Below are 24,187 nucleotides of genomic sequence, written 5' to 3'. Positions count from 1 at the left end.
AATATCACTGTGAGTACTCTTCTACACTACTGTTGATGACTTGCAAGGTTGACCGGAGCAATCCCTCTTCAATAATTAATGGTGGTGCCAAGCGCACCAGCGTATCAGAATGCAGAGTCCAGCCCAAGATAATACCTTTCTCTAAACAATTCTCCACCACCTGTTGTGTAAGTTCTCTGTTTTTTAGCTCCATTCCCAGCATTGCTCCTTTACCTCGAACTTCAACTATGCCATCAGCTTTTAGGATATCGCGCGTTATCTGTTCTATCTTTTGGGCTTTTGCCCCAAAATCTCCTTTCAATAGTTCCTGAAGTGTTGCATGAGCAGCCGCACACGACACCGGATGTCCACCGAAGGTAGTAACATGATTCAGCGGCGGATCATACATAAATGATTCAAAGATATCCGAAGACGAAACAAAAGCTCCCATCGGCATGCCTCCGGCCATCGCCTTTGCCAGGCAGAGGATATCAGGTACCACTCCATACTGTTCAAAAGCAAACAGCGATCCCGTGCGAAAAAAACCGGTCTGAATTTCATCAAAGATCAGCAGTGCCCCTACCTCGTTACAGCGATCATGCACCGCCTGTAGCCACGCTTTTTTTGCCGGGATGATACCGCCCTCTCCCTGTATCGGCTCCATTATGACAGCCGCTGTTTCATTGTCGATAGTATTTAGATTTTCATAACTGTTGAAATCCAAAAATTCTATATCGGGCAGCAGTGGCTTATAGGGATTACGATAGATATCGCGGCCGGTGACACTTAATGACCCGTGGGTATCGCCGTGATACCCGTGATGGAAAGCCACAAATTTATGACGGCCGGTATGCTTTTTGGCCAGTTTCAAAGCTCCTTCATTTGCTTCTGTGCCGCTGTTTACAAAATATACCCGGTCTAGTTTTTCAGGCAGCTGCGATGTAAGAAGATCGGCATAAGCCGATTGCGGCTCCTGAATAAATTCTCCATACACCATTACATGCAAGTGTTTATTTACCTGCTTTTTTACAGCTTTTGTTACACTTGGGTGCCGATGTCCCAAACTGCTTACGGCAATACCAGAGATAAAATCAACATACTTCTTGCCGTCTGTAGTGTGAATATGAGAACCTTCAGCCCGATCGATTTCAAGTCCCATCGGTGCTTCACTGGTCTGGGCAACATGCTGATAAAAAGATTCTTTATTTCCCAAAATGAAATGATCTTCTGTTATAATTTACATGTTCTGGCTACGACATTTCCTTGTTTATTTAAGAGCTCTAATATCCTGTGGGTTTCTATTTTTAATTTTCTTTTATTAATTATGAATAGTTTCATCAATCGTGCTATTATTAGTTACTCAGTTCGTAATATAACAGAAATGAATAATCCTGCCTATCCCTTCAACTAAGGTATTTTAATTATCCACCGGGATAGAATACTTACATTACATCTGGCCATACCGGCTTTTCTATAATATTTCGATTATCTAAACCAATAAACATGATTTTTATATGAAGATTAGTGCTACCAAACGCCTGCTGGCAGCCTTTGGATCTACATTCATAGTTATTGTAGCAGCATTTTTATTATTTACTGATTTCAGCAACTCTTTGATTGAGGATAAAGCAGCTGCTAAGATTGCGGAAGAAACAAAAACGATGGATCGTGCCGAAAAAAAGGCTGCCCGGTGGGAATATTTTTTCCAGCTGATGCGAGATCCGGCAACTAATAAGATTCCGGAAAATATCCGTAACCGGGAACTTCAATTTTCGAGAACGCTGCCATCTGCCAATCAAGCCTTCCAGCGAGCCAAAGCGAAAAATCCGACGCTTCAGGCTGCCGATTTTACCTGGCAGCAAGCCGGTCCGGTTGATGTAGGGGGACGTACTCGTGCCTTGGCTGTGGATCAACGCAATCCTGATATTATACTGGCTGGTGGCGTATCAGGTGGTATGTGGAAATCAACGAACGGGGGACAATCATGGCAATTGCGCACTCCTGATTTATCAAATTTGAGCGTAACTTCAGTAGATCAGGACCCAACTAATCCGGATACCTGGTACTATGCGTCGGGTGAGGTAATCAGAAACTCAGCCAACGCAGTAGGAGCTGCATACTATGGAGAGGGCATCTATAAATCCACTGACAACGGAGACAGTTGGACGCTTATGTCGCAGGCAAGTTCTGATACGAAGGGACTGGTTGACCCCTTCAATACGGTAAGTCGGATTCGTGTTAGTCCTACTTCAGGCTCCATTTTTATTGCCAGTACCGGCTTCGGCATCTATCGTTCTACCGATGGTCAATCATTCTCCACTTCTCCAATAAAAGGAACAGAAGGGACGCAACTCTTTGTGGATTTAGACATAGCAAGCAATGGCGATATTGGTGCCGTATTTTCCGAGGCTGACTTTAATGATCAGCAGTCCCAAAATCCTTCTAATAACCATGATACAGGGGTGTGGGTTTCTCAAAATGACGGTGATGCCTGGATTGATGTTACTCCCGATGATTTTCCCGATACTCACCGCCGAAGTGTCATAACTTTTGCTCCAAGCAATCCCGATATCCTTTACGTTTTTACGCTGAAAGGTGCCGGCGATACTTCAAACCAAGGTGTGGCCTTTTTTAAAATTGATATCAGTGATCCGCAGAATCCAGTGGCTGAAGATCGATCAGCAAACCTGCCTGATTTCGGAGATCCAGTAGGCGGCGTCAATACCCAGGGAGGGTACAATATGCTTGTAGATGTAAAACCCGATGATGAGGATTACGTATTTTTGGGAGCGACTAATTTATTTCGTTCTGATAATGGTTTTGCCAGCCTTCCAAGCGGTGGTTATGACAACGAAGATGAGTCACAGAAAGATCAATTCTGGATTGGAGGGTATTCGAAGAATAACAATGCGAGCCAGTATCCCGACCAACATCCCGACCAGCATATATTAGCATTTCCTGAACCTGCAGATAATCCTGACCGAATGTGGGCCGGGCATGATGGTGGACTCAGTTTCACAAATGATGTTACAGCTTCATCAGTGATCTGGGACGATCGAGACGACGGGTATATCACCTCCCAGTATTATGCTGTCGATATTCCCGATCCCCAGGATGACGAACGGTTTTTGGGAGGCACACAAGATAATGGGAGTCCCTTTTTCAGGATAAATAACAGCTCATCAAGTATTGATGTCTCGTCCGGTGACGGCGGATATGCGTACTGGGGGAACAAGTATGCCTTTGTCTCATCACAAAATGGACGAATCCTCCGCATTCGTCTCGAAAGTGATGGCGATATTACCTCTCCCTTCGATGGTTCCACCTCAACCCAATGGTCACAAGTCCATCCCTCAGGTGCTACAGACCAGTTATTTATTCATCCCTATACGATCGACCCCAATGACGAAACTACCATGTATTATCCATCGGGATCGATAATGTGGCGCAATACCGAGATTGACCAAATTGCTGATTTCAACAACGGTGGTACAACACAGGGCTGGGAGGAATTACAAGAAGTTAACACTGAACAACATATTATAACGGCCGTGGAAGTTTCTACCAACCCGGGAGATATCCTGTACTTTGGTGGATATCATCAAAATGAACAGCCGGTGATGAAAAAGTTATTGGATGCGAAGACAGCAACTGATGGAGTTGAGGATATTCCGCTGCCAAACAACAGTGATCTGGAAGGGGCCTATATTAAAGACATTGCTGTTAATCCGATAAATGCCAATGAGGTGATCGTCGTATTGTCCAATTATAACATAGTGGGATTATATCATACAACCGACGGCGGCGACAGCTGGACTTCAATTGAAGGTAATCTTACGGGCACAAATCAGAATCCGGGGCCGTCGCTTCGCTCAGCTGCAATAATCCCTGCTGAGAGCGGAACGATATATTTTCTGGGAACCTCGACGGGGCTTTATTCTACACAGCTGCTGGATGGAAATAACACCGAATGGGGAAAAGAGGCCGAAAATTTAATAGGTAATCCAGTTACGGAACATTTAGCAGCAAGAATTTCTGACGGAGATATTGCAGTCGGTACACACGGCCGCGGGTTATTTTATGGCGATTTCGGTGGTAGCACCAATGCTCCGTTCATTACTGCCGATCCTCAGGAAGGCCGGGCTGGAACTGTGATTACTATAGAGGCAAATGATTTTGAGTTCAGTTCAGATCCGGATGAAAATACTGTCACTTTCGGACAAGCTGAAGCCCGTGTTACCAACGCAACATCATCACAACTAGAGGTAGAGGTACCGCGTGGTGCCGTGGAACGTGATGCTGAAAATAATTCTATTATACTGACGGTAGAAACTAATAACCAAGCTCTCTCTACAACGTTCAGTGTACTGCCTCCCAATAATTTTGCAATCGAGCAAAATTATCCAAACCCGTTCAATCCTACGACAACTATCCCGTTCGATGTTCCGGCTGATACTCGTGTAACGCTGACTATCTATAACATCAATGGACAAAAAGTACTACAGCCGATCCGTGACCGAACTTATAATGCCGGTTCTTATACCGAAACTGTAGATCTTTCAGGATTGGCAAGCGGCGTATATATTTATCGAATATATGTAGAGGCTTTGTCCGGAGAAGATGACGCAATGCAGTCTAAACAGATGACATTTATTAAGTAACTGGCAATATCAAATCTATCATTGCGAACGATCGCAGGAGTGCCCCCGTTAAATTATGCCCTTCATTCCCTATGGATATTCTGTACCGCAAAATTTTTTCTGTGGTGACGTAGGTTTCCGTTCCGCACCAGAGGTGCTGAACGAGAATAAAATACACTGGTCGCGTACCTCTGGTGCGCGACCTTTTCCTCGTTCCGAAGTTTCTTGAGTACACTCTGTTACCCTCTCTGATGTATAAGGAGCTTGAGAATGAGATAATGAATAACTATACCGACGCAAGTCTGCGACTTGTGCCAAATACAGGCTGGTTGGCAAGCTCCTGCTTCAAACTGGTGATACATTACCAGGCAGGAACTTTGAAATGAGATCAAAATCTATCGGAACAGATCAAAAATACAACCTCTCTTCCAACACAGGTTGTGCTTTTTAGGAATCATGTGTGCTTGAATACCAAAGCAAATAGCAGAAAAAGAACAAAAGCCATAGAAGTACCATATTTAATCCGCATGACAAGGGAATAATCTTCCTTAACTGATGTCAGTGATCGTAGTTTTGATCGAACTAAAAGGCCAATCGCTAATCCTAATAAGCCGAAGGCAACAGCAAACCATTTGTGGAAATAAAATATCGCCATAACAACCATAACCAATCCCGTAAAGAAAGCAGCATCAAAGAAAATAAAAACTACTCTTCGTCCGTACTGCAGCGTAAATGTTTGGTCACCGCGCCGCAAATCCTCATCCTTTTGATATATTTGCGAAATGGGATACAGACTCAATAACATCAGCATGACACCAAAAGCAGCAATAAGAATGATAACGTTTATTTGAGCATAGCCGGCAGCCAGATATCCCAACAATACGCTATTAAACCCAGTGCTCATGCCAATAGCAATCAGACTTTTTACGGGACGTCCCTTCCAGCGCGCCCATGGTGTGGAGTAGAGCCAAAAGAACAGCATACTAAGAGCATAAATACCGGTATATAAACTGCCTTGTAAGATTGCCAGCAGAAAACCGATCATTTGTAAAAGCAAAGCCCCCAGCCACATCCACTGTTTCATGGGAGGCGGATTTCGAAGTCCCCCGACAGGTCCTTTGTCTTTATCCCAAAACGAATTGTACGCCGTTGCCCCACCAAATAACAGCAAGTGTACGTTAAAAAACTGGAATATAAATGTCCCTGTATTAAAACCCGGATTCAGGAATCCTCCGAGTAAAAATCCACCTGAAAGGATGAACAACTGATAGTGCCACCGCAGATGCAGTACAAAATGCCAAAGTTGAACTAATAATCCCGCATCTTGTTTGTTCGTGCTGCTCAAAGTATTAGTTTGATGAAACTTCATTAAAAAGCTTACCAATTTTAGGCTTACCAATCCATTAAAAGATTGATATTTTATGAGCTATGATTTCAGCCAAAGCTATACCTTCATATATCAACAAAACAGTTGAAGCAAACGATTGGCGGCAGCAAAAAAAGACTCACGAACAAAAAATAAGTGAGTTAATAGATGGCTACCTGAAACGGCGTTCACAGCAGCATAAAGATCCTGTAATGGATTTCCTGTTCGAATACTATGCTTTTCGTCCCTCATACTTGAAAAGCTGGACACCGGGTTTTGGTACGCTTCTGGTGGACGGTGCCTCTGCCGATTGGCGCTTTGATGAGATGATAACAACTGGTAGCAACTGTTTTCTGGATATTTCTTTTTTCGATAAAAAACGAATTTCGTCCATAGAATGGATTCTGAATGTTTTGGAGCAGTCAGAAAATCGCAAACCTTCTTTTGGCTGTTTTGGAATGCATGAATGGGCTATGGTATATAAAGCAGATCGCGTTCGCCACGACTACCTGTCGCTGCGTATGGAGATGGATGAATTAGCCAAATTCGTAGAATCACGGCCGCTGGTTTGTACCCATTTTGATGCTTTCCGCTTTTTTACGGATGAAGCCAAGCCTCAGAATAAGTTCGAGCTCAATCGCAATAAATTTGCCGAAATGGAACAGCCAGGCTGCCTGCATACCAATATGGATCTTTATAAATGGTCATTTAAAATGTATCCATGGATCTCCAGCAGCACAATACGTCAGGCGTTTGAACTGGCGGTAGAAACACGTGTCATGGATATGAAAGCCAGCCCCTACGATCTACGGGATAGAGGACTTGAACCTATTAAGATTGAGACCGATGAAGGCCGTAAAAAATATATGAGAAAACAGCAGGCGATTTTTGAGAAATCGCAACCTATCCGCCGGCAGCTGATTAAAGAATACCGACAATTGTTGAATGCTTTCAAAAATATGAAGCAGGGATAAGGATTATGGTTTTATCAGCATTTACAAACGGATTTATTTATTATACATCCTGCCATTTAAAAAAGGAGGAATTCTCTTCTTCAAAAAGCGAATATAGCGTGGAAAAAATTTGCCCATTCCCCATTGCTTTATATGCGTCTTCAATACCAGCCATTCTTTTTTAAACTGTTTTTTTAGCCCGTTAGTTGCGTGCACAAAACGATACAGATACTTCTTAGTACTGTTCGTAGAAGCATATCCGGAAATTGTCACTTGTAAGTTACGCATGGACTGGTGTGTATAAGGACTCCTACTATTTTCGCTATTTTTTAATAGATCAACACATTCAACACCATTGTCAGCAGCATCCTCAATCAAGAAGTCTGTTAATGTTTCATTAGCCTCTTCCGCGTCAAAAGCTTTCTGGTAATTATATATCCAATCTTTAAACCGGAAAGAGAGATTTACTGCAACGCAGTTGCCGTTATTGTCAATGGCTGTACTCATTTTCAAATTATCTTTTTCAGCGAAAATATGGGTTACTTCACGGAGAAAGTTTTTCAGCTTATCGTTGACAAATATGTCAGGATATCCACGTTGATTCCATTGCTTCTGATGGAGACCGAGAAATTCGATAAATGCTGAATCTATCTCTTCCTTATCCTGAACTTTCCGGATCCGGAATAAATCTTCATCCTGTCTGTCGTCTTTTGCAACATTCATTTCACCGTTCAGACCATTTTCAATGGCATCAGACAATGCTATCCTAGTGGATGTTTCTTTAAGTTCACCATCAAATTGCCAGCCCTGCTGCCAAACTTTTAACAAGACCTCATTCAACATGATACTCTCTTCTGAAATCTCATCGATCTCTATTGTGTCCACATACGTGCGTGTTCTCTTCAGATAACTGATAAATTCATCTACAACCTGTTCTTTATAATAAGGATGGATAATCAAATCCAGATAATAAGTGAAAGTATCATCAGTAAAGATGCTTGCCGCATCTTTGTCAGAAACAGAGGAACCAATAAATTTAAGTTCTTTATACTCATATATTCCTAAGATGGAAGTTTTTTCAATAAAAAACGGAGCCAAACCAACTAACTCGTCATCCTCCCAGACGGTGAGGATATGCAGATCGTTTCCATCACCAAAATTTTTCCACCACAGTCGCTGCCAATCATACGTTTGAAAAATATGAGCATCAACCTCGGGTTTATTAATCAGGTTATTCCATTCTTGCTTTATTTCATCGAATTCCTCTTGATTAGTTAATATTTTAACAGTCGATGAGGCACTATTTATTATTGGAAAATCATCTTTAGGTGTAATTTTTTCAGGTTCTAATTTTGATCTGATATAGGCCGTCATAGGTTACCTCTATGTTTATTTCTCGTTCCCTTTAAGATTTATCTCTTTACTATTTTCCCAGAATTGAAATCTTATATCTGTTCCATCCAATAGCTTTTAATTTATTTACGCCCCAGTAGTACTTTTTAGATTTTGGGTTCTTCTTTTCTGGAACTAAAACATATTTAAGAAAGGAACAACTGGCATATAAAAAGCCTTGGGAACTTTTTGTACCCTTTATCCTTAAAACCGTGTAGTATATTTATTACAAATCTTTAATAAACTCTCCAGACCGGCGATTTGAAATTAAAAAAGAGTAGGAGAAATCGAGGTTAGTGCTGGTCATTTATTTCTAAACAACCATCTTTCTACAGAATTTATTTGATAGGATATCTAGCCAATAAAAAACGCTTATTAGTCTATAAGCCCATTTTTAAGAGCATATCGAGTAATCTCGACATTTGACTTCAGCTTCATTTTTTCTTTTATCCTTTTACGATATGTATGTACTGTTTGAATACTGATCGACAACTTATCGGCAATTTCATTCACTTCTTTTCCGGTTCCAATCATACACAAAACCTGAAACTCCCGATCTGAGAGTGACTCGTGAAGCGGTTCGTTATTGTTTAAATCAACACGATTAGCCAACTGTTCGGCTACGCTGGTGCTAATATATTTCTTCTTGTGAGTAACAATCTTGCGGATCGCTTTGACCAATTCTTCCGAAATACTGCTTTTGGTTAAATATCCTGCTGCACCCGCCTTTAATGAACGAACGGCGAAACGTTCTTCGGGATGCATGCTTAACATAAGCACAGGCAGTTTGGGGTATCGTTGTTTAATGTCTTTAAGTACTTCCAGCCCATTTTTACCAGGCAAAGCAATATCCAAAATTACCAAGTCGGGATCTGCCTCCTTTAATTCTCCCAGGAGTCCTTTACCGTCTGAAGCCTCACCCGTAACCTTGATATCGATTGTACTCTGCTTAAGGATCTTTTTCAATCCTTCTCGAACCAACATATGATCATCAGTTATAAATATATTAATCATAAAAACAGAATTATTGAGTATTTAAAATATTTATTCTTCGTTTAAGGGAATCCACAAGGTCACTGTTGTACCTTTCCCTTCCTCCCCATTAATCTTTACATCTCCTCCCAAGAATTGAGTACGTTCGTACATTCCAATAATACCCAGTGATGTGGAAGAGTCTTTTTCGGCTTTTGTAATACCAACTCCATCGTCTTTTACAATCAAATATAATTCCTCTGCTTGTTTTTTCAATTCAATAATAACCTCAGAGGCCTGGGCATGCCGAATTATATTGGTCAGCGTTTCCTGAAAAATACGGAACAGGGTTGTAGTCTGTTTATCATCCAAAAAATTTGTTTGGTCAATATTGGAACTAAAACTAACATTTATTCCCGTGCGTTTTTCAAACTTTTGAGCCTGCCAGTCGATGGCTTCTTTTAATCCCAAGTCATCCAGTACTTCGGGACGCAATTCAGTTGTTATTTGTTGTACTGATTTTATGATACCATTTATACGATCCAAAATTTTTTGTGTCTGGGGCTGAAAGATCTCCATTTTTTCATCTGAAACGTTGGCCTTTATGTTACTTTTTAACATTGACACATCCATCTTAAGTACAGTGAGCATTTGTCCCAACTCATCATGTACTTGTCGTGAAATCCTAATTCTTTCTTCTTCGCGTGCCCGTTCTATTTTTTCCGATAAATTCCGAAGACGTTGGCTGTAATCCTGCAGCCTCTGCTCCTTTTTCTTTTGCTCGGTAATATCCTGCCCGGTGCCAATCATTTTAATTATTTCATCATTTTTATCGGTAATAACATGACCACGGCAAAGCAGGGTACGTTTTTCACCGTCATTACGTATTATTTTGTGCTCTATTGAAAAAGATTCTTTTGCTTCCAGACTTTCTTCTATCCTATTTTCAAACCGATCCTTATCCTCGGGAATAATAAAATTGGCAAATGTACTGTAACTATTATCAAATTCATCTGGGTTAAGACCAAATATTCTACACATTTCATCCGACCATTTAACTTCACCATTTTCCGGATTCCACTGCCAACTGCCTACCTTGGCAATTTGCTGTGCTTCTGCCAGCTGGATTTTGTGCTCCTGTAATTTTCTTACAGCTCGGTTACGCTCTGTAACATCGCGCGAGTTAATTATAATTTTGGGACCATCAGGACTATTTTCAATATATGTTGCTATGCTCTCAAGATAAATCCAATGACCATTTTTATGCTTAAAGCGAAATTCAGTAGTAATTGTATCGGTTGAAGAATCCGTTAAAGCTTTGAAAAGCTCTTTCACCTTTTGGCGATTACTTTTATGAACATACTGAAAAGCATCTCTCCCTACCAGATCGGATGGTTTATATCCCAAAATTCGCTCAATTGAAGGACTCGAATAACGAATAATTCCGTTACTATCGATAACCGTAATAATATCCTGGGCATTTTCTATTAGCGACTGGAAATATTCTTTACTTTGGAAAAGCTCTTCTTCGACTTCTCTTCTATTAGTTATTTCCTGGTTAAGCTTCTCATTCTTTTCTTCTAGCTCTTCAATTGCATTACGGTAACTCCCCAGTTTTACTTCAAAAGGTGCCAAGCATTCCTTCAGATACTCAGACGCTCTTTTGATTTTTTTCTCATATTCAAGATCGATTTCTGCCGTTTCAAGTTCTATTAACTTGCTATGATGGTAAGTAATCAGGTCGAGCTCGCTGATCCCTTTTTGTACAGCTATACGTCCCATTTCATAAGCATGAGTTAAACCACTTTCTCCATTGTATTTTAAGTACTCCTTTAATCCTTTGTAGTAATGCTTTTTTAAGCGTTTACTTAGTCTATCCATTATTTTCTTCTCCAGTGAATCTGGCAGCTAATATTAATGCATCGTCTGTTCGTTTCAAATAGTTATTAGCTATAAATTTTACAATATCATCTGTGTTATCTTTGATATTCACTTCTTGCAGAAAAGGTTGCTGAACACCATCTGTAGTAAATATTAGTAAATCTCCAACCGATACGGGAACTATAGAAGCCTGAAGTGAGGGTAACTTATATCCGACAATACCATGTCTAGAAATTACACTTTCAATATCAGATTCACCCTTTTCATCAACAGACATCAAAATTCCCGATACATTTCCGATCCCAATCCAGGTCAATGTTTTTTGACGCGAATCTATCAAAGCCAGGTTCATAACTACGCCGCGGGTGTTTTTCAACTCTTTGTGACAGTTTTTTACCAAATTAATTATTGGTTCGTTACTGAACTTCTTCAGTAGAAATTTTGCTCTCTGGCTGGCTCTAAGTGCACTTTCCCCGTGGCCTAATCCGTCAATAGCAGCAATCAATGCTTTTTCATTACTATTTGTAACTAAATAAGAGTCTCCACATTTCTGTTCTCCTGTTTTTGCCAAACTGGTCATACTCCACTTTAAACCGGCGACATTACCTGAGTGAATTTGCAACTTCTCATCTTCCATATTCATCATGCCATTTACTCATTATCACTGTAGTACCTTTGCCCACTTCTGAATAAATTTCGAATTCATCCATAATACGTTGTGCGCCCGGCAGGCCTACCCCCAATCCCTTACCGGTAGAATAACCTTCTTTCAGCGCCATTTCTATGTTTTCAATACCAGGTCCGTTATCAGAAATTTCAATGACAATTCCCCCGGGATTTCTACCGCGTTCTCTTTTAATTTGCACTTTACCGCTGCCGGCATACTCAATAACATTACGACAAATTTCCGAAAGTGCGGTTGCTATCAGAGTTTGATCTTTTCCCTCAAAACCAATGCGGCCGGCCAAACTTCGGCCAAAATCCCTAATTTCTATCAAATCTTTACTTGAATTAATAGAAAAAGTCTTTGCAGACGTTTTCCCATTATTCGATTTAGCCCGTTTATTCTCTTTCATCTTTTATAAGTCTAATAGAAGCTAAGGAATTGAGGTTATTGCCATTGTAAAGAAGGCCAAACGTTGGTATTGTTACGAATTATTTGAATCAGATTTAGCATATCCTGACACTATTGAGAATTACTGCCGATCAGATTTGTAATATTCATCCAATAGTGCCAACCCTTCTTCCAGATCCAGTGCCGTTTCTATATGTCCCAGGCTTAATCCCAGCTGAACCATAGAAAGAGCAACATCCGGCTGAATGCCAACCACAACAGTAGGTGCTCCACGTAGCTTAATCATGTGAGCTATATCTCTGAGAATTCGAGTAGCAAAAGAATCCATAACGTCTAATACGCCAACATCAATTATAACACCCTTTGCCCTAACCTCTGATACTTTAGCAACAAGATCATCACGAAGTTGTAAAAGCTCTTCGTCACTTAGCGATGATTGCACGGATGCAATCAAGTAATTACCCTGCTTGAGGATAGGTACGCGCATCAGTCAAACCCGAAACTTTTAATTATAGTTATGTTGCTGGTCTTGTTGTTGGGGCGGATCAACCTGCTGAGTACGAAATCCAAGTTTACGCTCAGCTTCTTCGATACCTCCCTGTAAGTCACCAACGGTTATTATTTTAGTCAGATCTACCCCTATAGTTACCAGTGTCTGCGCAATTTCTGTAGATAAACCAGTTAAAATGACACTCGCACCCAACAACCTTGTTGCATCAACAGTTTCAACAAGATGATTGGCAATTTTTTCATCCATCGTGGGGACACCAGTAATATCAATAACTACAACTTTAGCTCGGTTACGACGAATAGCCTGCAGTAATTGTTCAGTAAGCTGTTGTGCCCTTTTGGGATCTATAATGCCTATTATTGGCAGAATAAGCAGTCGCTCTCGTACCTGAAGTACCGGCGTAGAAAGTTCTCGGATTGCTTCCTGCTGTTCACGGATAACCCGTTCGCGCTCTTGAACAAATCCGACGGCTACTGTATTTGCAATACGGTTTGCAGCCGGTTCATAGGCATCCAGAATACGGTTTAACTTGCTGAAATCATCCCTGTATTTAGCAAACAGAGAACGAGCTAAAACATCACGAAGCAAGAGAACAATGCCTACTACTTCATGAGTTTCAACTCCGCGTGGAATAATGCGTTCTGACAAATTACGGGCATAAGACTGTAACGCTTCATATGTACCTGTTTCCAGAGCCTCAACATAGTTATCATAAACTGATGTTGCCTCTGCCAGGATCTCTTCTTTACTCATCGCTGTCAGCAACTCAGCCTCCTGAATCCGTTGCGCCCACTCTTCACGTAACTCGCTGCGTTTCTGTCTGAGATGAGCTACCAGTTCTTTTAGCAGTTCTGCAGTGCTTTCGTCAGGTGGTTGGCCGGGAATATGCGGATACTGGCTCCCGTTACCTCTGCTTTTATCCGACTTCCCACTTTTCTTTTTATTATCCTTTTTCTTCGACATGAGATTATATCCCTTGTTTTTTTGTAATTAGTCGAAAATGATCAAGGATATTATAGGAATCAGAATTTTCAAACGAAGTAACCATATTTTGTAAATAGAAGTAATAACGCTTATTACAAATTTAGTTTAATAAAAATGGCGTACCGTCCTCATTATTCATTACAATCAGCAGATTAGTAGCGAAATTCTATTAGTAGCTGGATCGTTAAAACACAAAATTGGAAATTCTAATTATTGATTGCCTTGAGTCAATTGTGTATTGTTTTACAAAAAATCCAATCAAAAGAAATTGACATGGCTGAACTTGAAGATGCTGATTACGAAGCCTATGAACAGGATATCGAACTGTTAGTCGATACCCTTCGAAAATGTTTTAATTCCGAAAAAGCACGATATAATGTGGTGGGACATCAAAATACACTTTATATAGAAATTGAAGGGTTGGAAGAACTAACTCCCGAAGAAATTTCTGAAGTTGCCGAGCCTGTTCTGGACGAACTCGATATGGATTTTGATGAAATTTCTCTTCTCCCCTTAAAAAAGAGCTGATTAAAATTCCCTGCAAAAGGATATTATTCCTGTTTAAAATCAACTATTTTTAAACATTAAAAAGGCAACGTCATTATTTTTAAAAACAGAGATTATTCTATGGCTCGAGCAACAAAAAGCTATAAGCTACAGTGTGTGGCTAACAGACACACTAATTCTGAAAAAGAGACAACTACATTTTGTACTAAATGTGATAGTGTACTGCGTGTTTACTATGATCATCCCTCAGAAGAACTACAGTATCCGCTGGAAAATCTGTTGCCGGATCCCCTGCGAACGCACCAACCACCCCTGAAGAGACTTAATCATTTATCAGAAAAATATGAATCTGATCTTTATGCCAAGCTTGAATTTGAGCATCCCACGGGATGTTTTAAAGATCGCGGTAGCTATATAGAAGTTCAGAAAGCCATAGAGCTTGATGCCGATGCAATTTGCGTAGCTTCAACTGGAAATATGGCAGCTTCAGTAGCAGCCTATGCCTGCTATTTCGATATACCATGCTACATTTTTGTCCCTGAAAAAACGACGGATGCCAAAATTGCCCAAGCTACTATTTTTGATGCCAATATTATCCGATTAAAGGGAGATTTTAGTACATGTCAAAATGTTTGTATTGAATTTGCGAAATCCGGCAACTACTATCTGGCCGGTGACTACGTGTTTCGTGAAGAGGGACAGAAATCGCTTGCTTACGAACTCTATGATGAGGGACAATCCGATTTTGACTGCATTTTTATTCCTGTGGGATGCGGAACAAATTTTGGCGCCATTAGCAAAGGTTTTGCAGAATTAAAAGAGGCCGGGAAAATTTCCCGCATACCACAGATGATAGCTATTCAGCCTGAACAGAGCTCACCGGCGGTTGAAAGCATCTTCAAAAAGAAGAAGATTATCAAGAAACAGGTAAATACGATGGCTCAATCGGTTGCCGTCTCTGATCCTGTGGATTTTCCCAAAGTGATGCTTGGCATTGAAGAGTCTGACGGTGCGGCCTATACCGTTACCGAAGATGAAATTCTGGAATCCCTTAAAGAAATGGTGGTTGAAGAAGGGCATTTTACCGAGTCGGCATCAGCTCTTCCACTGGCCGCTTTCAAAAATAATCTCGATACCTTTCAGGATAAAAAATGCCTGTTTCTACTCACAGGATCGGGATTAAAGGACACCAATGTTGTGGCCAAGCATTCTCTATCTTCACCGGTGCTCTCTCCTGATATCAAAAAAGTCCATAAATATATCAAATCGGGTTTTATCGGAATGCAAAAAGACTCGTGGGGCAAGTCACGGGACACTTTTATGGCCAATCTCGAAATGGATGAAGATCACCAGCGGCTCTATAACGATTATGTAGCCAAGATCAAGAAGAAAGGAAAGACGTTGAGCAATAATGAAATTGAGGTACTGCAGTCACTCATTTTTAACGAGGATTTAGGGCTCGAATATCCAGCTGAAGTGCTCGACTACAAGGTGACTATGCGCAAAAATGAGCTTATTCATGCAGCAGTAAAGCTGAGTATTGAAGGTGAGGAAGTAACTTCTGAATCAAAAGGCGTGGGACCCATTGATGCTATACTGGGTGCAATGAAAGCGCAAACCGACAGCATCTTTCCTCTTGAAATAAGCAATCACGAGGTAGACATCCTGAGCCCAGACACCGATTCACTTGTAGTAGTGACTCTCACCTTAGCTAACAACGACCAGGAATGGGTTTCAAAGGGTGCCTCCCCGGATACACTGGAAGCCGTTATCCAGGCCTTTACAAAAGGACTGGCAATTGCAATGAAATCTTCTGTGACATGAAGAAGTGAATGAGACAGTTTTTTAAGCCCAACGCCACAGTATCATATTAAATTAATTAGTTACAGCAAACAAAGGTACATCGAATCTATAAGCTGTCCCTGATAGCTGAGGTTAACCAGTTTTCTATCTCGCATCGTAGGGCGAAGAGAGCTTCGTCTACTTTGGGATTTCTTGTGTAGGGGTAAATGATATATCACAGAGTTACACAAAGAACACACAAAGTGGCACAGAGGGGTTTTTATTCTTTGTGATTCTTGTATCAACTCTGTGGTTTACCGTGTAAAAGACTTGTTGTTATTAAAATCTCTTTTAAAAAATCAGTTATAGCTATTTAATAACCATTGCTTTTATTCCTGATAAAACCCCCCCGTGAGACTCCCTGGTATATTTTCTTAGTATCATTCAGCGGATAAGCCCAGTAAAACCAGGTAATGGCTATTTTGACTACCTTTCACGGTTGTTCTCCAACTTTGAATCGTATCTTAAAAAAGATTTTTACGATCGCAACGCAGAGCATTGCGACCAGATAAAGGTTTTGATTAGCTTTTCTCTTTTCTATCTCGTTACGATGCTCCGCGTCGTAAGGGAAGACCAGTAATAGAGTAAAATCAGCTATAACAGTCTAACAACCATTCTTTTAACGTCTGAAAATCATTTGACATCGGTACACTTTGCTTTTCTTTATCAAAGCACGCCCGGAGCCGTTCCGGCATCGGTATCTTTTCATCAATTACAGGCTCAATAACATCTCGGAACTTGGCAGGATGTGCCGTTGAAAGAATGATTTTGGGCACAGACCTATCTTCTCCAAAATATCCAGAGGCCGATCTGCCATACTGCTGAGCCGCAAGAAAGCCGATTGCCGTATGAGGATCCATCAGATAATCATATTCTTTATAAACCTGCTTAATGGCCTCTCTGGTTTCTTCATCCGAAAATGATCTGCTCCAGATTTGTTGTCGGATTGTTTTATGGTCGCGATCATATAAATGCAAAATGCGCGCAAAATTACTTGGATTGCCCACATCCATCGCATTAGAAATGGTTCTTTTAGAAGATCGGGGAGCAAATTCGCCGGTTTCCAGATATTTTGGAACTACATCGTTTCTGTTGGTAGCGGCAATAAATCCAGCAGCAGGCATACCCAATTTTTGAGCCATAAGTCCTGCCGTTAAATTGCCGAAATTTCCACTCGGTACACTAAAAACGGGATCCGATTCGACATCACTCTGTGCTATCGCATACACATAATAGAACATCTGTGGAATAAGACGGGCAATGTTAATCGAATTGGCAGAGCTTAAAAGCAGCTGTTTATTCAACCCCGAATCAGAAAATGCCTGCTTTACCATGCTTTGGCAATCGTCAAATGTTCCTTCAACCTCTAAAGCAGTTACATTTTTTCCGGCTGTCGTAAGCTGCTGCTCCTGAATACGACTTACTTTTCCACTGGGATAAAGCAGACAAACCTGTATACCTTCTACCTCTAAAAAACCTTGTGCTACAGCACTGCCGGTATCGCCCGAAGTAGCTGCCAATATTACCAGATCCTGATCGCTCTCTTCTCTTAAAGCTGAGAATGTACGGGACATAAATCGGGCTCCAAAATCCTTGAACGCCAGCGTAGGTCCGTGAAAAAGCTCAAGAACATGTACATCATCATTAATCTGAATGAGTGGTGCATCAAAGTTAAGAGCATTATGGATAATATCTTTAAGCTGATCATCCTCAAGACTGTCAACAAAAAGCCGAGATAATTCAAATCCGATATCCTGCAAGCTCTGTTCATTAATCTGATGCCAGAATTCATCAGTCAACCGTGGCCAGTATTCTGGTAAGTATAATCCGCCGTCGGGCGCCAGTCCTTGCAAAGCTGCCTCGGCAAAGGTAGCCGTATCTGCTTTTTTAGCGGTGCTGATATATCGCATCGCTACTGTTCCTCCAAAATCTTTGGACCTTTCTTATTTATGGCTGATATATAAACATCATTATCCAAACCAACACGGCTGCAAGCTTTTTGCATGGCGTCGCCAACTGCCGAGGCGGTATCTTCATCACGGGAAAGTGCAAATATCGAAGGGCCCGAACCCGATATACCGCTTCCCAAAGCGCCGCTATCCAACGCCGCCTGCTTTATCTCATCGAAACCGGGAATTAAAACGGAACGAATTGGTTCGATAATAACATCATTGAGCGACCGGGAAATCAGTCCATAATCTCCCTTCAAAAATCCAGCTACTAATCCTCCCACGTTTCCCCATTGTGTTACCGCTTTTTGGAGCGGGACATCCCTCCGTAAAATTCTACGGGTATCTTCGGTCTTTATCTCAATATGAGGATGAACAACGGTAGCAAATAATGGCTTCGGGCAATCCAATTCGAAAACATCAGGAGGATCTTCACTACGGATAAAGACCAATCCTCCATACAGTGATGGAGCTGCATTATCCAAGTGTGGCGTTCCACAAGCTACTCGTTCTCCTTCAGCGGCAAAGCTGAGCAATTCTTTTTTGGTACAGGGAGAGCCCAATAGCCGGTTAACAGCTACCACCGCTCCTACAGAACTTGCCGCACTTGAACCAAGTCCGCTGCCAAGAGGCATCTTTTTGTGGATTTCAACTTCGATGCCCACATTGCTCTCCAAATGTTCTATTAGCTTTTGAGCAGCCACACCTGCTGTATTTTTATCGGTCGATGTTGGCAACATGCCATCTTCTCCGGTAATATTAGTAATTCTTATGCCGGCGGTCTCTGCTCGCCGTACGATAATTTCATCGCCGGGATAATCGAGAGCAAAACCCATCACATCAAAACCACAACTGACGTTGGCAACCGTAGCCGGAGCAAATACTTTTACCATTTGTAATTGGGAGTGATGAGCCATTTTACCACTCCTCCCTGAATGAAGGTGCATTACTGATACGAAGTATATCGGCAATAATACCGCTGGCCGTAACATCGGCTCCCGCACCGGGTCCTTTAACCACGATCGGACTATCCTGGTAATGTTGAGTTTTAAAAGCCACGATATTATCGCTTCCATCCAGATTATAAAATGGATGATCCGGACCAACCTGCTCTAACTGCACCGTTGCCTTTTCATTTTCATATCGAGCGATATAACAGAGCTTATTATTATTGGATACAGCCCCCTCATAAAGCTCAGTAAATTCTTCATCATGTTCTTCAAGGATGTCAAAAAAATCCTCAACGGTATCTACGTCACGTGCCTCTGTAGGCACCAGATTTTGTATATCGATGTTATCGAATTCAAGCTTGAGCCCTGCTTCACGAGTCAAGATTAACAGTTTTCGTCCGACATCCTGCCCGTTTAAATCTTCTCTGGGATCAGGCTCTGTAAATCCTTTTTCGCGAGCGGTCCGTACTACTTCACTAAAATGAGTACTGCCATCGAAGGTATTAAAAATATAGCTTAACGTACCCGAAAGTACCCCCTCGATACGTATAACTTCGTCCCCCGTTAACACCTGTTCTTTTAACGTAGCAACTACCGGCAGCCCGGCCCCAACATTTGTCTCATACAGGTATGCTACATTATGTCTAAACGCCAATCGTTGTAGTTCCTCATACTTTGCCAGCGAACTTGAATTTGCTTTTTTATTCGCCGTAACTATCGAAATATTGGATTGTAAAATATCCGCATACGATTCGGCAATCTCGTCACTCGCCGTGCAGTCAATAAAAATGCTGTTCGAAAGATTCAGGTCAGACATCTTTGCAATAAAATTGTCGATGTCAGCCTTCTCTCCTTCCGACATCATACGTTCTTTCCAGTCCTTTAATGCTATACCATCTTCATCAATCAGGAATTTCTTACTATTCGATACTCCTGTCAGCTTAAGCTCCAGGTGATAATCATCAAGTAACTTCCGTGCCTGTTTTTGAATCAGATCCAGCAGTTTTCCACCAATTAACCCAACTCCTACCAAGAACAGATTAACGGTTTTCACATCGGCCAAGAAAAAAGCATCATGAAGCGTATTCAAGGTTTTCGTTTCGTTTTTACGATCCACAACAATTGAAATATTCCGCTCCGATGACCCTTGGGCAATAGCCACTATATTAATTCCATTAGCGCCCAATGCCTGAAAAACACGTCCTGAAATACCTGGTTTTCTACGCATATTGTCACCCACTACAGCAACAACTGACAGATCCTCTTCTACTTTAACTTCGTCAATAATATTATCTCGAAGCTCATATTTGAACTTCTCCCTGATCGCATCGCGGGCCGCGGCGGCCTGCCCGGGCAAAACAGCTACACTTATCGTGTGCTCGGAAGAAGCCTGGGTAATCAAGATTATATTAATTCCGGCATCAGCCAACGCTCCGAATAAGCGCGACGAGATACCCGTTACTCCAATCATGCCACTTCCTCGGACCGTTAACAGTGTGATGTTATCGATTGAAGAAATTCCTTTTATAACCGATTCTCCAGGCAGAGATTGCTCACTAATTCGGGTTCCCTCCTCTTTAGGCTTAAAGGTATTTTTAATAAGGATTGGAATTTTCTCCTTCATCGCAGGCTGTAATGTAGGCGGATATACAACTTTGGCCCCAAAGTGAGAAAGCTCCATGGCCTCTTCATAAGAAAGATGGGGAATCACAAAATAACGTTTCACCTTCCTGGGGTCAGCGGTCATTATACCCTCGATATCGGTCCACAACTCAACAGTTTCTGCATCAAGAGCAGCACTAATCAATGAGGCAGTGTAATCTGAACCACCGCGTCCCAAAGTTGTGGTCTCTCCATTTTTCGTCGAGGCTATAAATCCCGTTACTATTTGTATATGTTGTGGATCCACTTCTGCAAAATGGGTGCGGATCGCATCGTAGGTTTCATCTAACAACACGCGGGCCGAGCCGAATTGTTGATCTGTTTTTATAATTTTTCGTGCGTCCAGGTATTCGGCCGAAACACCTATATCGTTTAGAAATGCGCTGATAATAAAAGCCGAAAATCGTTCTCCGAATCCCATCACAAAGTCGCGGGTGCGGCCGGTCAGCTCACGAGTAAGTGACACCCCGTGTAACACATCATCAAGCTCATTATACATCATTTTAAACTGGGCCAGCGCATGACTTTGATTTTGAACACTGACCAATTCTTTGATCACTTTATTGTGGCGTTTTTCCAGATCGGCAAGGAGCTGTCGATATTGCTCCTCTCCCTGAGAAGCCATAATGATTGCCTCTTCCAGGGTATCCGTTACCCCTTTAAAAGCGGAAACCACCACGGCTATATGATGGTCCTGCTTTTTTTCTGCAATGATGTGCGAGACTTGCTTAATAGCATCGGTGGTTCCCACAGAGGAACCACCGAATTTTAATATGCGCATTGGAATATTTTTAGAAAATTAATCAAAATCGGCTCGAGCCATCCCTTAATTTCATAATTAACGAAGTGCATCTTCAAGTTCAAGGGAAGCATCACTGTCGGCATCACGATATTTCACAATTAGCGGACAAGCTACATTAAGTCCCTGCTCCTGTGCCCAATCACCGCTCATCGGTCGCGTACCCGGCACTACAACTGCTCGTTCGGGGATATCAGCACCTTTACCCAACACTTCTTCATTCACGCAGTCATACACGGGAATGGATTTTGACAAGGTTACTCCGGGTGCAATCACAGCTCCTTTTTTAACCAAGATTCCCTCGACTATAACTGATCCCGCACCGATGAAGCAATCATCTTCAATAACAACGGGAGAAAGTCCCACAGGTTCCAGTACACCACCCAGCTGTACCCCCGCCGAAAGATGGACATTTTTGCCAACCTGGGCGCATGATCCGACCAGTGCATGACTGTCGATCATCGATCCTTCATCCACATAACCACCCACATTTACATAGGCCGGAGGCATGATAATTACATTAGGAGCCACATATGCACCGCGCCGTACTGATGACCCACCGGGGACAAGCCGCACATTTTCTTCGGCAGAGAAACGTCGGGGCGGCAAGTTGTGCTTGTCAACAAATCCGTCGTATATGCCGGAATATTCGGTATTTTCACCTGCACTGAATGAGGCTAATATTGCTTCTTTGACTTCACGGTTCGCTTCCCAGCGGTCACCTTTCGGTTCGGCCGCGCGTATTTCTCCTTTTTCCAGTTTGTCTAATATCTCTTCCCAGTTATTGTCACTCATCTTTAAAATAATTTTATTTGTTTAACGTCTTTTTCGATTAGATAAAACATTCTGAGCACAGGTTTGGTTGTTTCTAACCCACACCTACTCCCTCCCGAGGAGGGGAAATAAATGCCTTGATTAAGTTTTGGATTCCAAAAGATTTAAATTTCGAACATCATTTTATCTCTTTGTTTTACAACCTCTTAGACCTCACCTACTGCAAGAGGAAGAGAAGTTTAATTGTAACACGATTTTTTATTAACCACAGAGGAATCGCAGTTAATCGCAAACTTACACAGAGTATTCCTTTGTGGTACTCTGTGCCTTCTCCGTGGTTCTCTGTGTAACAAAAAACATTTATTTAGTAATCAGCCCCCTAACTATTTTCTTCATACCAGCTTTGAATCATATTATCCGCATTTTTCAGCAGGCTAATATCTTCCAGATCCTCTTCTGTCAAAGGCGGATGGAGCGTCGAATTTTCTATAACTCCCTTATCTTTCAATAATACTTTCACCGGTACAGGGTTAGGACCCGCAAATAAGGCATCCGTGCACTCCTGCCACAACGGCAGCAACTCGGGACCGCGCCCATCCAGGCACCACTCTACGTATTGATGAGTTGCCTTCGGCCACACGTTTGATGCCACCGACACCAATCCATCAGAACCAGCCATAGCAAAAAACGGAAGCAAGCCATCATCACCGCTGTAAAAAGCAATACCTTTTGCAGTTTTGCGGTAGTGCTGATAATCATCAATACTGCCGCTGGCCTCTTTTACCGCTCTAAAATTCGGATGATCCCCTAGTTCTTTAAGCACCAGTGGACTCATTTTAGTGCCTGTCCGCGACGGCACATTATATAACATACACGGTTTATCAGCGGCATCCAGCAATGATTTAAACCACTCAACCTGTCCTTTGGGACCGGGTTTGGCATAGAGCGGAGTCACCAACAAAAACGAATCAACATCAAACTGGTGACAATACTCAATCCACTCGATCTGGCTGCGGAGATTAAATCCCCCAACACCGACCATGATGGGTACATCAATATTCAGGTTAGAGGCCGTCTTCACGACCTGCTTTTTATCCTCGAGTGAAAGTGCCAATCCTTCGCCGGTACTGCCCAAAACAAGCACGCCGTTTCCGGCATCATTCTGTCGATGAATTAGTGAAGCCAGATCATCCAAATGCAGATCCCCGTTTTCTTTCATCGGAGTTACCAGTGCAGTATAAAGTTGCGTATCTGTTAAACTCATAATTGTGTTTTCATTGCATTATCAAAGATAGTTGAAAGGTCGTGAAATCCCGGATCAATATCTCCTTTAGCGAGCTGTTCGGCCGCCCAGACAGCGCCCTCGGCAAAAATTTTACGGTCGTGTGCCTGGTGTTTCAGCATGATCGATTCTGTATCAGTCTTTACTTCCAGCTGATGAATTCCTTTAATATCGCCTTTCCGCTCAGAAGTAATCTCGGCCTCTTTGCCCAGCCATTGCTCCCACGAGAGGGCTGTACCGCTGGGAGCATCCTGCTTTTGGGTATGATGAATCTCGTGAATATGAAAAGAGGGATCTGTCAACACCGACGAACTCTGCCCAATCACCGACAGGCAGCGTCGCACGATATTCATCCCAAGGCTAAAGTTCGAAGCTTTCAGCCATTTGATATTTCTTTTTTGAAGCTGCTCATTCAGATTCTCAGGCCATTCATATCCTGTCGTTCCCCATGCAGCAGGAATACCGGCATTCATTAATGGGTCCATTATATCATCCACAGCCGGACCCGGTACGAACAAAATAGCGGCATCAGCTTCTCTTAATTTATCTGCTGTGGGTTTATTTGTAGAGTTAAAAGGTCCCACAACCTGATCATTCTCTAAGATTTCAACGACTTTTCCACCGGTTTTACCAGTGCCTATAACGGCAAACTTCATATATCCTATTTTA

At 42.0% G+C, this 24,187-nt stretch carries 19 protein-coding genes; 4 read left to right on the top strand and 15 right to left on the bottom strand.

The genetic code is table 11. The features are described from left to right. Positions 1-4: 4 nt before the first annotated feature. A complete protein-coding gene (locus tag ACT3ID_RS13040) occupies positions 5-1,192 on the bottom strand; it encodes an aspartate aminotransferase family protein (RefSeq protein ID WP_491542486.1) in 1,188 nt (395 codons plus the stop codon). Positions 1,193-1,493: 301 nt separating this feature from the next. On the opposite strand from ACT3ID_RS13040, the gene ACT3ID_RS13035 reads away from it, so the two are divergent. Continuing rightward, on the top strand, positions 1,494-4,640 hold the full coding sequence (locus ACT3ID_RS13035) for a T9SS type A sorting domain-containing protein (RefSeq protein ID WP_491542485.1): 3,147 nt from the start codon (positions 1,494-1,496) through the stop codon (positions 4,638-4,640). A gap of 433 nt (positions 4,641-5,073) precedes the next feature. Here the strand turns inward: ACT3ID_RS13035 and ACT3ID_RS13030 are convergent, their stop codons facing one another. Continuing rightward, complete coding sequence (locus ACT3ID_RS13030) at positions 5,074-5,988, bottom strand: UbiA family prenyltransferase (protein ID WP_491542484.1); 915 nt, start codon at positions 5,986-5,988, stop codon at positions 5,074-5,076. A gap of 59 nt (positions 5,989-6,047) precedes the next feature. On the opposite strand from ACT3ID_RS13030, the gene ACT3ID_RS13025 reads away from it, so the two are divergent. Beyond that, positions 6,048-6,959 carry a 3-methyladenine DNA glycosylase gene (locus ACT3ID_RS13025; RefSeq protein ID WP_491542483.1) on the top strand — a complete coding sequence of 304 codons (912 nt, stop codon included), beginning with the start codon at positions 6,048-6,050 and terminating at the stop codon, positions 6,957-6,959. 33 nt (positions 6,960-6,992) lie between these two features. On the opposite strand, the gene ACT3ID_RS13020 is transcribed toward ACT3ID_RS13025, so the two are convergent. From ACT3ID_RS13020 to ACT3ID_RS12990, 7 genes are all read right to left on the bottom strand, one after another. Further along, the gene (locus ACT3ID_RS13020; protein WP_491542482.1) at positions 6,993-8,312 is read right to left on the bottom strand and encodes a GNAT family N-acetyltransferase; all 1,320 of its coding nucleotides are present in this window, start codon (positions 8,310-8,312) and stop codon (positions 6,993-6,995) included. A gap of 393 nt (positions 8,313-8,705) precedes the next feature. Continuing rightward, on the bottom strand, positions 8,706-9,344 hold the full coding sequence (locus tag ACT3ID_RS13015) for a response regulator (protein WP_491542481.1): 639 nt from the start codon (positions 9,342-9,344) through the stop codon (positions 8,706-8,708). Between the two features lie 30 nt (positions 9,345-9,374). Beyond that, entirely contained in the window at positions 9,375-11,183 is a 1,809-nt protein-coding gene (locus ACT3ID_RS13010) for a PAS domain-containing protein (RefSeq protein ID WP_491542480.1), read from the bottom strand. After that, positions 11,176-11,820, bottom strand: coding sequence for a SpoIIE family protein phosphatase (locus ACT3ID_RS13005; protein WP_491542479.1), 645 nt, complete (start codon positions 11,818-11,820; stop codon positions 11,176-11,178). Before ACT3ID_RS13005 ends, ACT3ID_RS13010 begins: the two co-directional genes overlap by 8 nt. Beyond that, positions 11,810-12,259 (bottom strand): anti-sigma regulatory factor, encoded by a 450-nt coding sequence (locus tag ACT3ID_RS13000; RefSeq protein ID WP_491542478.1) that lies wholly within the window; start codon positions 12,257-12,259, stop codon positions 11,810-11,812. The genes ACT3ID_RS13005 and ACT3ID_RS13000 overlap by 11 nt, the downstream gene beginning before the upstream one ends. Before the next feature lie 120 nt (positions 12,260-12,379). Continuing rightward, on the bottom strand, positions 12,380-12,745 hold the full coding sequence (locus ACT3ID_RS12995; protein ID WP_491542477.1) for an STAS domain-containing protein: 366 nt from the start codon (positions 12,743-12,745) through the stop codon (positions 12,380-12,382). 18 nt (positions 12,746-12,763) lie between these two features. Further along, on the bottom strand, positions 12,764-13,732 hold the full coding sequence (locus ACT3ID_RS12990; protein WP_491542476.1) for an STAS domain-containing protein: 969 nt from the start codon (positions 13,730-13,732) through the stop codon (positions 12,764-12,766). Between the two features lie 294 nt (positions 13,733-14,026). Between ACT3ID_RS12990 and ACT3ID_RS12985 the strand changes: the two genes are divergently transcribed. Together ACT3ID_RS12985 and thrC (ACT3ID_RS12980) are read left to right on the top strand one after the other, a co-directional pair. Next, positions 14,027-14,281 (top strand): hypothetical protein, encoded by a 255-nt coding sequence (locus tag ACT3ID_RS12985; RefSeq protein WP_491542475.1) that lies wholly within the window; start codon positions 14,027-14,029, stop codon positions 14,279-14,281. A gap of 99 nt (positions 14,282-14,380) precedes the next feature. Then, entirely contained in the window at positions 14,381-16,084 is a 1,704-nt protein-coding gene (gene thrC, locus ACT3ID_RS12980; RefSeq protein WP_491542474.1) for a threonine synthase, read from the top strand. A gap of 608 nt (positions 16,085-16,692) precedes the next feature. Here the strand turns inward: thrC (ACT3ID_RS12980) and thrC (ACT3ID_RS12975) are convergent. The 6 genes from thrC (ACT3ID_RS12975) to ACT3ID_RS12950 form a co-directional block, all read right to left on the bottom strand. Continuing rightward, positions 16,693-18,012, bottom strand: coding sequence for a threonine synthase (thrC, locus tag ACT3ID_RS12975; protein WP_491542473.1), 1,320 nt, complete (start codon positions 18,010-18,012; stop codon positions 16,693-16,695). A gap of 2 nt (positions 18,013-18,014) precedes the next feature. Next, the gene (locus ACT3ID_RS12970; RefSeq protein ID WP_491542472.1) at positions 18,015-18,968 is read right to left on the bottom strand and encodes a homoserine kinase; all 954 of its coding nucleotides are present in this window, start codon (positions 18,966-18,968) and stop codon (positions 18,015-18,017) included. A gap of 1 nt (position 18,969) precedes the next feature. Next, complete coding sequence (gene thrA / locus ACT3ID_RS12965; protein WP_491542471.1) at positions 18,970-21,444, bottom strand: bifunctional aspartate kinase/homoserine dehydrogenase I; 2,475 nt, start codon at positions 21,442-21,444, stop codon at positions 18,970-18,972. Positions 21,445-21,501: 57 nt separating this feature from the next. Then, entirely contained in the window at positions 21,502-22,257 is a 756-nt protein-coding gene (locus ACT3ID_RS12960) for a 2,3,4,5-tetrahydropyridine-2,6-dicarboxylate N-succinyltransferase (RefSeq protein ID WP_491542470.1), read from the bottom strand. A 358-nt stretch (positions 22,258-22,615) separates the two neighbouring features. After that, positions 22,616-23,500 carry a 4-hydroxy-tetrahydrodipicolinate synthase gene (gene dapA, locus ACT3ID_RS12955; RefSeq protein WP_491542469.1) on the bottom strand — a complete coding sequence of 295 codons (885 nt, stop codon included), beginning with the start codon at positions 23,498-23,500 and terminating at the stop codon, positions 22,616-22,618. Continuing rightward, positions 23,497-24,174 carry a dihydrodipicolinate reductase C-terminal domain-containing protein gene (locus ACT3ID_RS12950; RefSeq protein WP_491542468.1) on the bottom strand — a complete coding sequence of 226 codons (678 nt, stop codon included), beginning with the start codon at positions 24,172-24,174 and terminating at the stop codon, positions 23,497-23,499. The genes dapA and ACT3ID_RS12950 overlap by 4 nt, the downstream gene beginning before the upstream one ends. Between the last annotated feature and the right edge of the window lie 13 nt (positions 24,175-24,187).

The sequence above is a fragment of the Fodinibius sp. GM108 genome (assembly GCF_058386985.1).
Note: the sequence above shows the minus strand (reverse complement) of the source record. Positions and strands in the feature narration are given on the sequence as shown.

What these genes read in the sequence shown, in the direction of transcription:
- thrC (WP_491542473.1), bottom strand. Translation starts at nt 18,012, where the DNA reads ATGCGATATATCAGCACCGCTAAAAAAGCAGATACGGCTACCTTTGCC.
- ACT3ID_RS13020 (WP_491542482.1), bottom strand. Translation starts at nt 8,312, where the DNA reads ATGACGGCCTATATCAGATCAAAATTAGAACCTGAAAAAATTACACCT.
- dapA (WP_491542469.1), bottom strand. Translation starts at nt 23,500, where the DNA reads ATGAGTTTAACAGATACGCAACTTTATACTGCACTGGTAACTCCGATG.
- ACT3ID_RS12995 (WP_491542477.1), bottom strand. Translation starts at nt 12,745, where the DNA reads ATGCGCGTACCTATCCTCAAGCAGGGTAATTACTTGATTGCATCCGTG.
- ACT3ID_RS13030 (WP_491542484.1), bottom strand. Translation starts at nt 5,988, where the DNA reads ATGAAGTTTCATCAAACTAATACTTTGAGCAGCACGAACAAACAAGAT.
- thrC (WP_491542474.1), top strand. Translation starts at nt 14,381, where the DNA reads ATGGCTCGAGCAACAAAAAGCTATAAGCTACAGTGTGTGGCTAACAGA.
- ACT3ID_RS12960 (WP_491542470.1), bottom strand. Translation starts at nt 22,257, where the DNA reads ATGAGTGACAATAACTGGGAAGAGATATTAGACAAACTGGAAAAAGGA.
- ACT3ID_RS13015 (WP_491542481.1), bottom strand. Translation starts at nt 9,344, where the DNA reads ATGATTAATATATTTATAACTGATGATCATATGTTGGTTCGAGAAGGA.
- ACT3ID_RS13035 (WP_491542485.1), top strand. Translation starts at nt 1,494, where the DNA reads ATGAAGATTAGTGCTACCAAACGCCTGCTGGCAGCCTTTGGATCTACA.
- ACT3ID_RS13025 (WP_491542483.1), top strand. Translation starts at nt 6,048, where the DNA reads ATGATTTCAGCCAAAGCTATACCTTCATATATCAACAAAACAGTTGAA.
- ACT3ID_RS12950 (WP_491542468.1), bottom strand. Translation starts at nt 24,174, where the DNA reads ATGAAGTTTGCCGTTATAGGCACTGGTAAAACCGGTGGAAAAGTCGTT.
- ACT3ID_RS13005 (WP_491542479.1), bottom strand. Translation starts at nt 11,820, where the DNA reads ATGGAAGATGAGAAGTTGCAAATTCACTCAGGTAATGTCGCCGGTTTA.
- ACT3ID_RS12985 (WP_491542475.1), top strand. Translation starts at nt 14,027, where the DNA reads ATGGCTGAACTTGAAGATGCTGATTACGAAGCCTATGAACAGGATATC.
- ACT3ID_RS13000 (WP_491542478.1), bottom strand. Translation starts at nt 12,259, where the DNA reads ATGAAAGAGAATAAACGGGCTAAATCGAATAATGGGAAAACGTCTGCA.
- ACT3ID_RS12970 (WP_491542472.1), bottom strand. Translation starts at nt 18,968, where the DNA reads ATGGCTCATCACTCCCAATTACAAATGGTAAAAGTATTTGCTCCGGCT.
- thrA (WP_491542471.1), bottom strand. Translation starts at nt 21,444, where the DNA reads ATGCGCATATTAAAATTCGGTGGTTCCTCTGTGGGAACCACCGATGCT.
- ACT3ID_RS13010 (WP_491542480.1), bottom strand. Translation starts at nt 11,183, where the DNA reads ATGGATAGACTAAGTAAACGCTTAAAAAAGCATTACTACAAAGGATTA.
- ACT3ID_RS12990 (WP_491542476.1), bottom strand. Translation starts at nt 13,732, where the DNA reads ATGTCGAAGAAAAAGGATAATAAAAAGAAAAGTGGGAAGTCGGATAAA.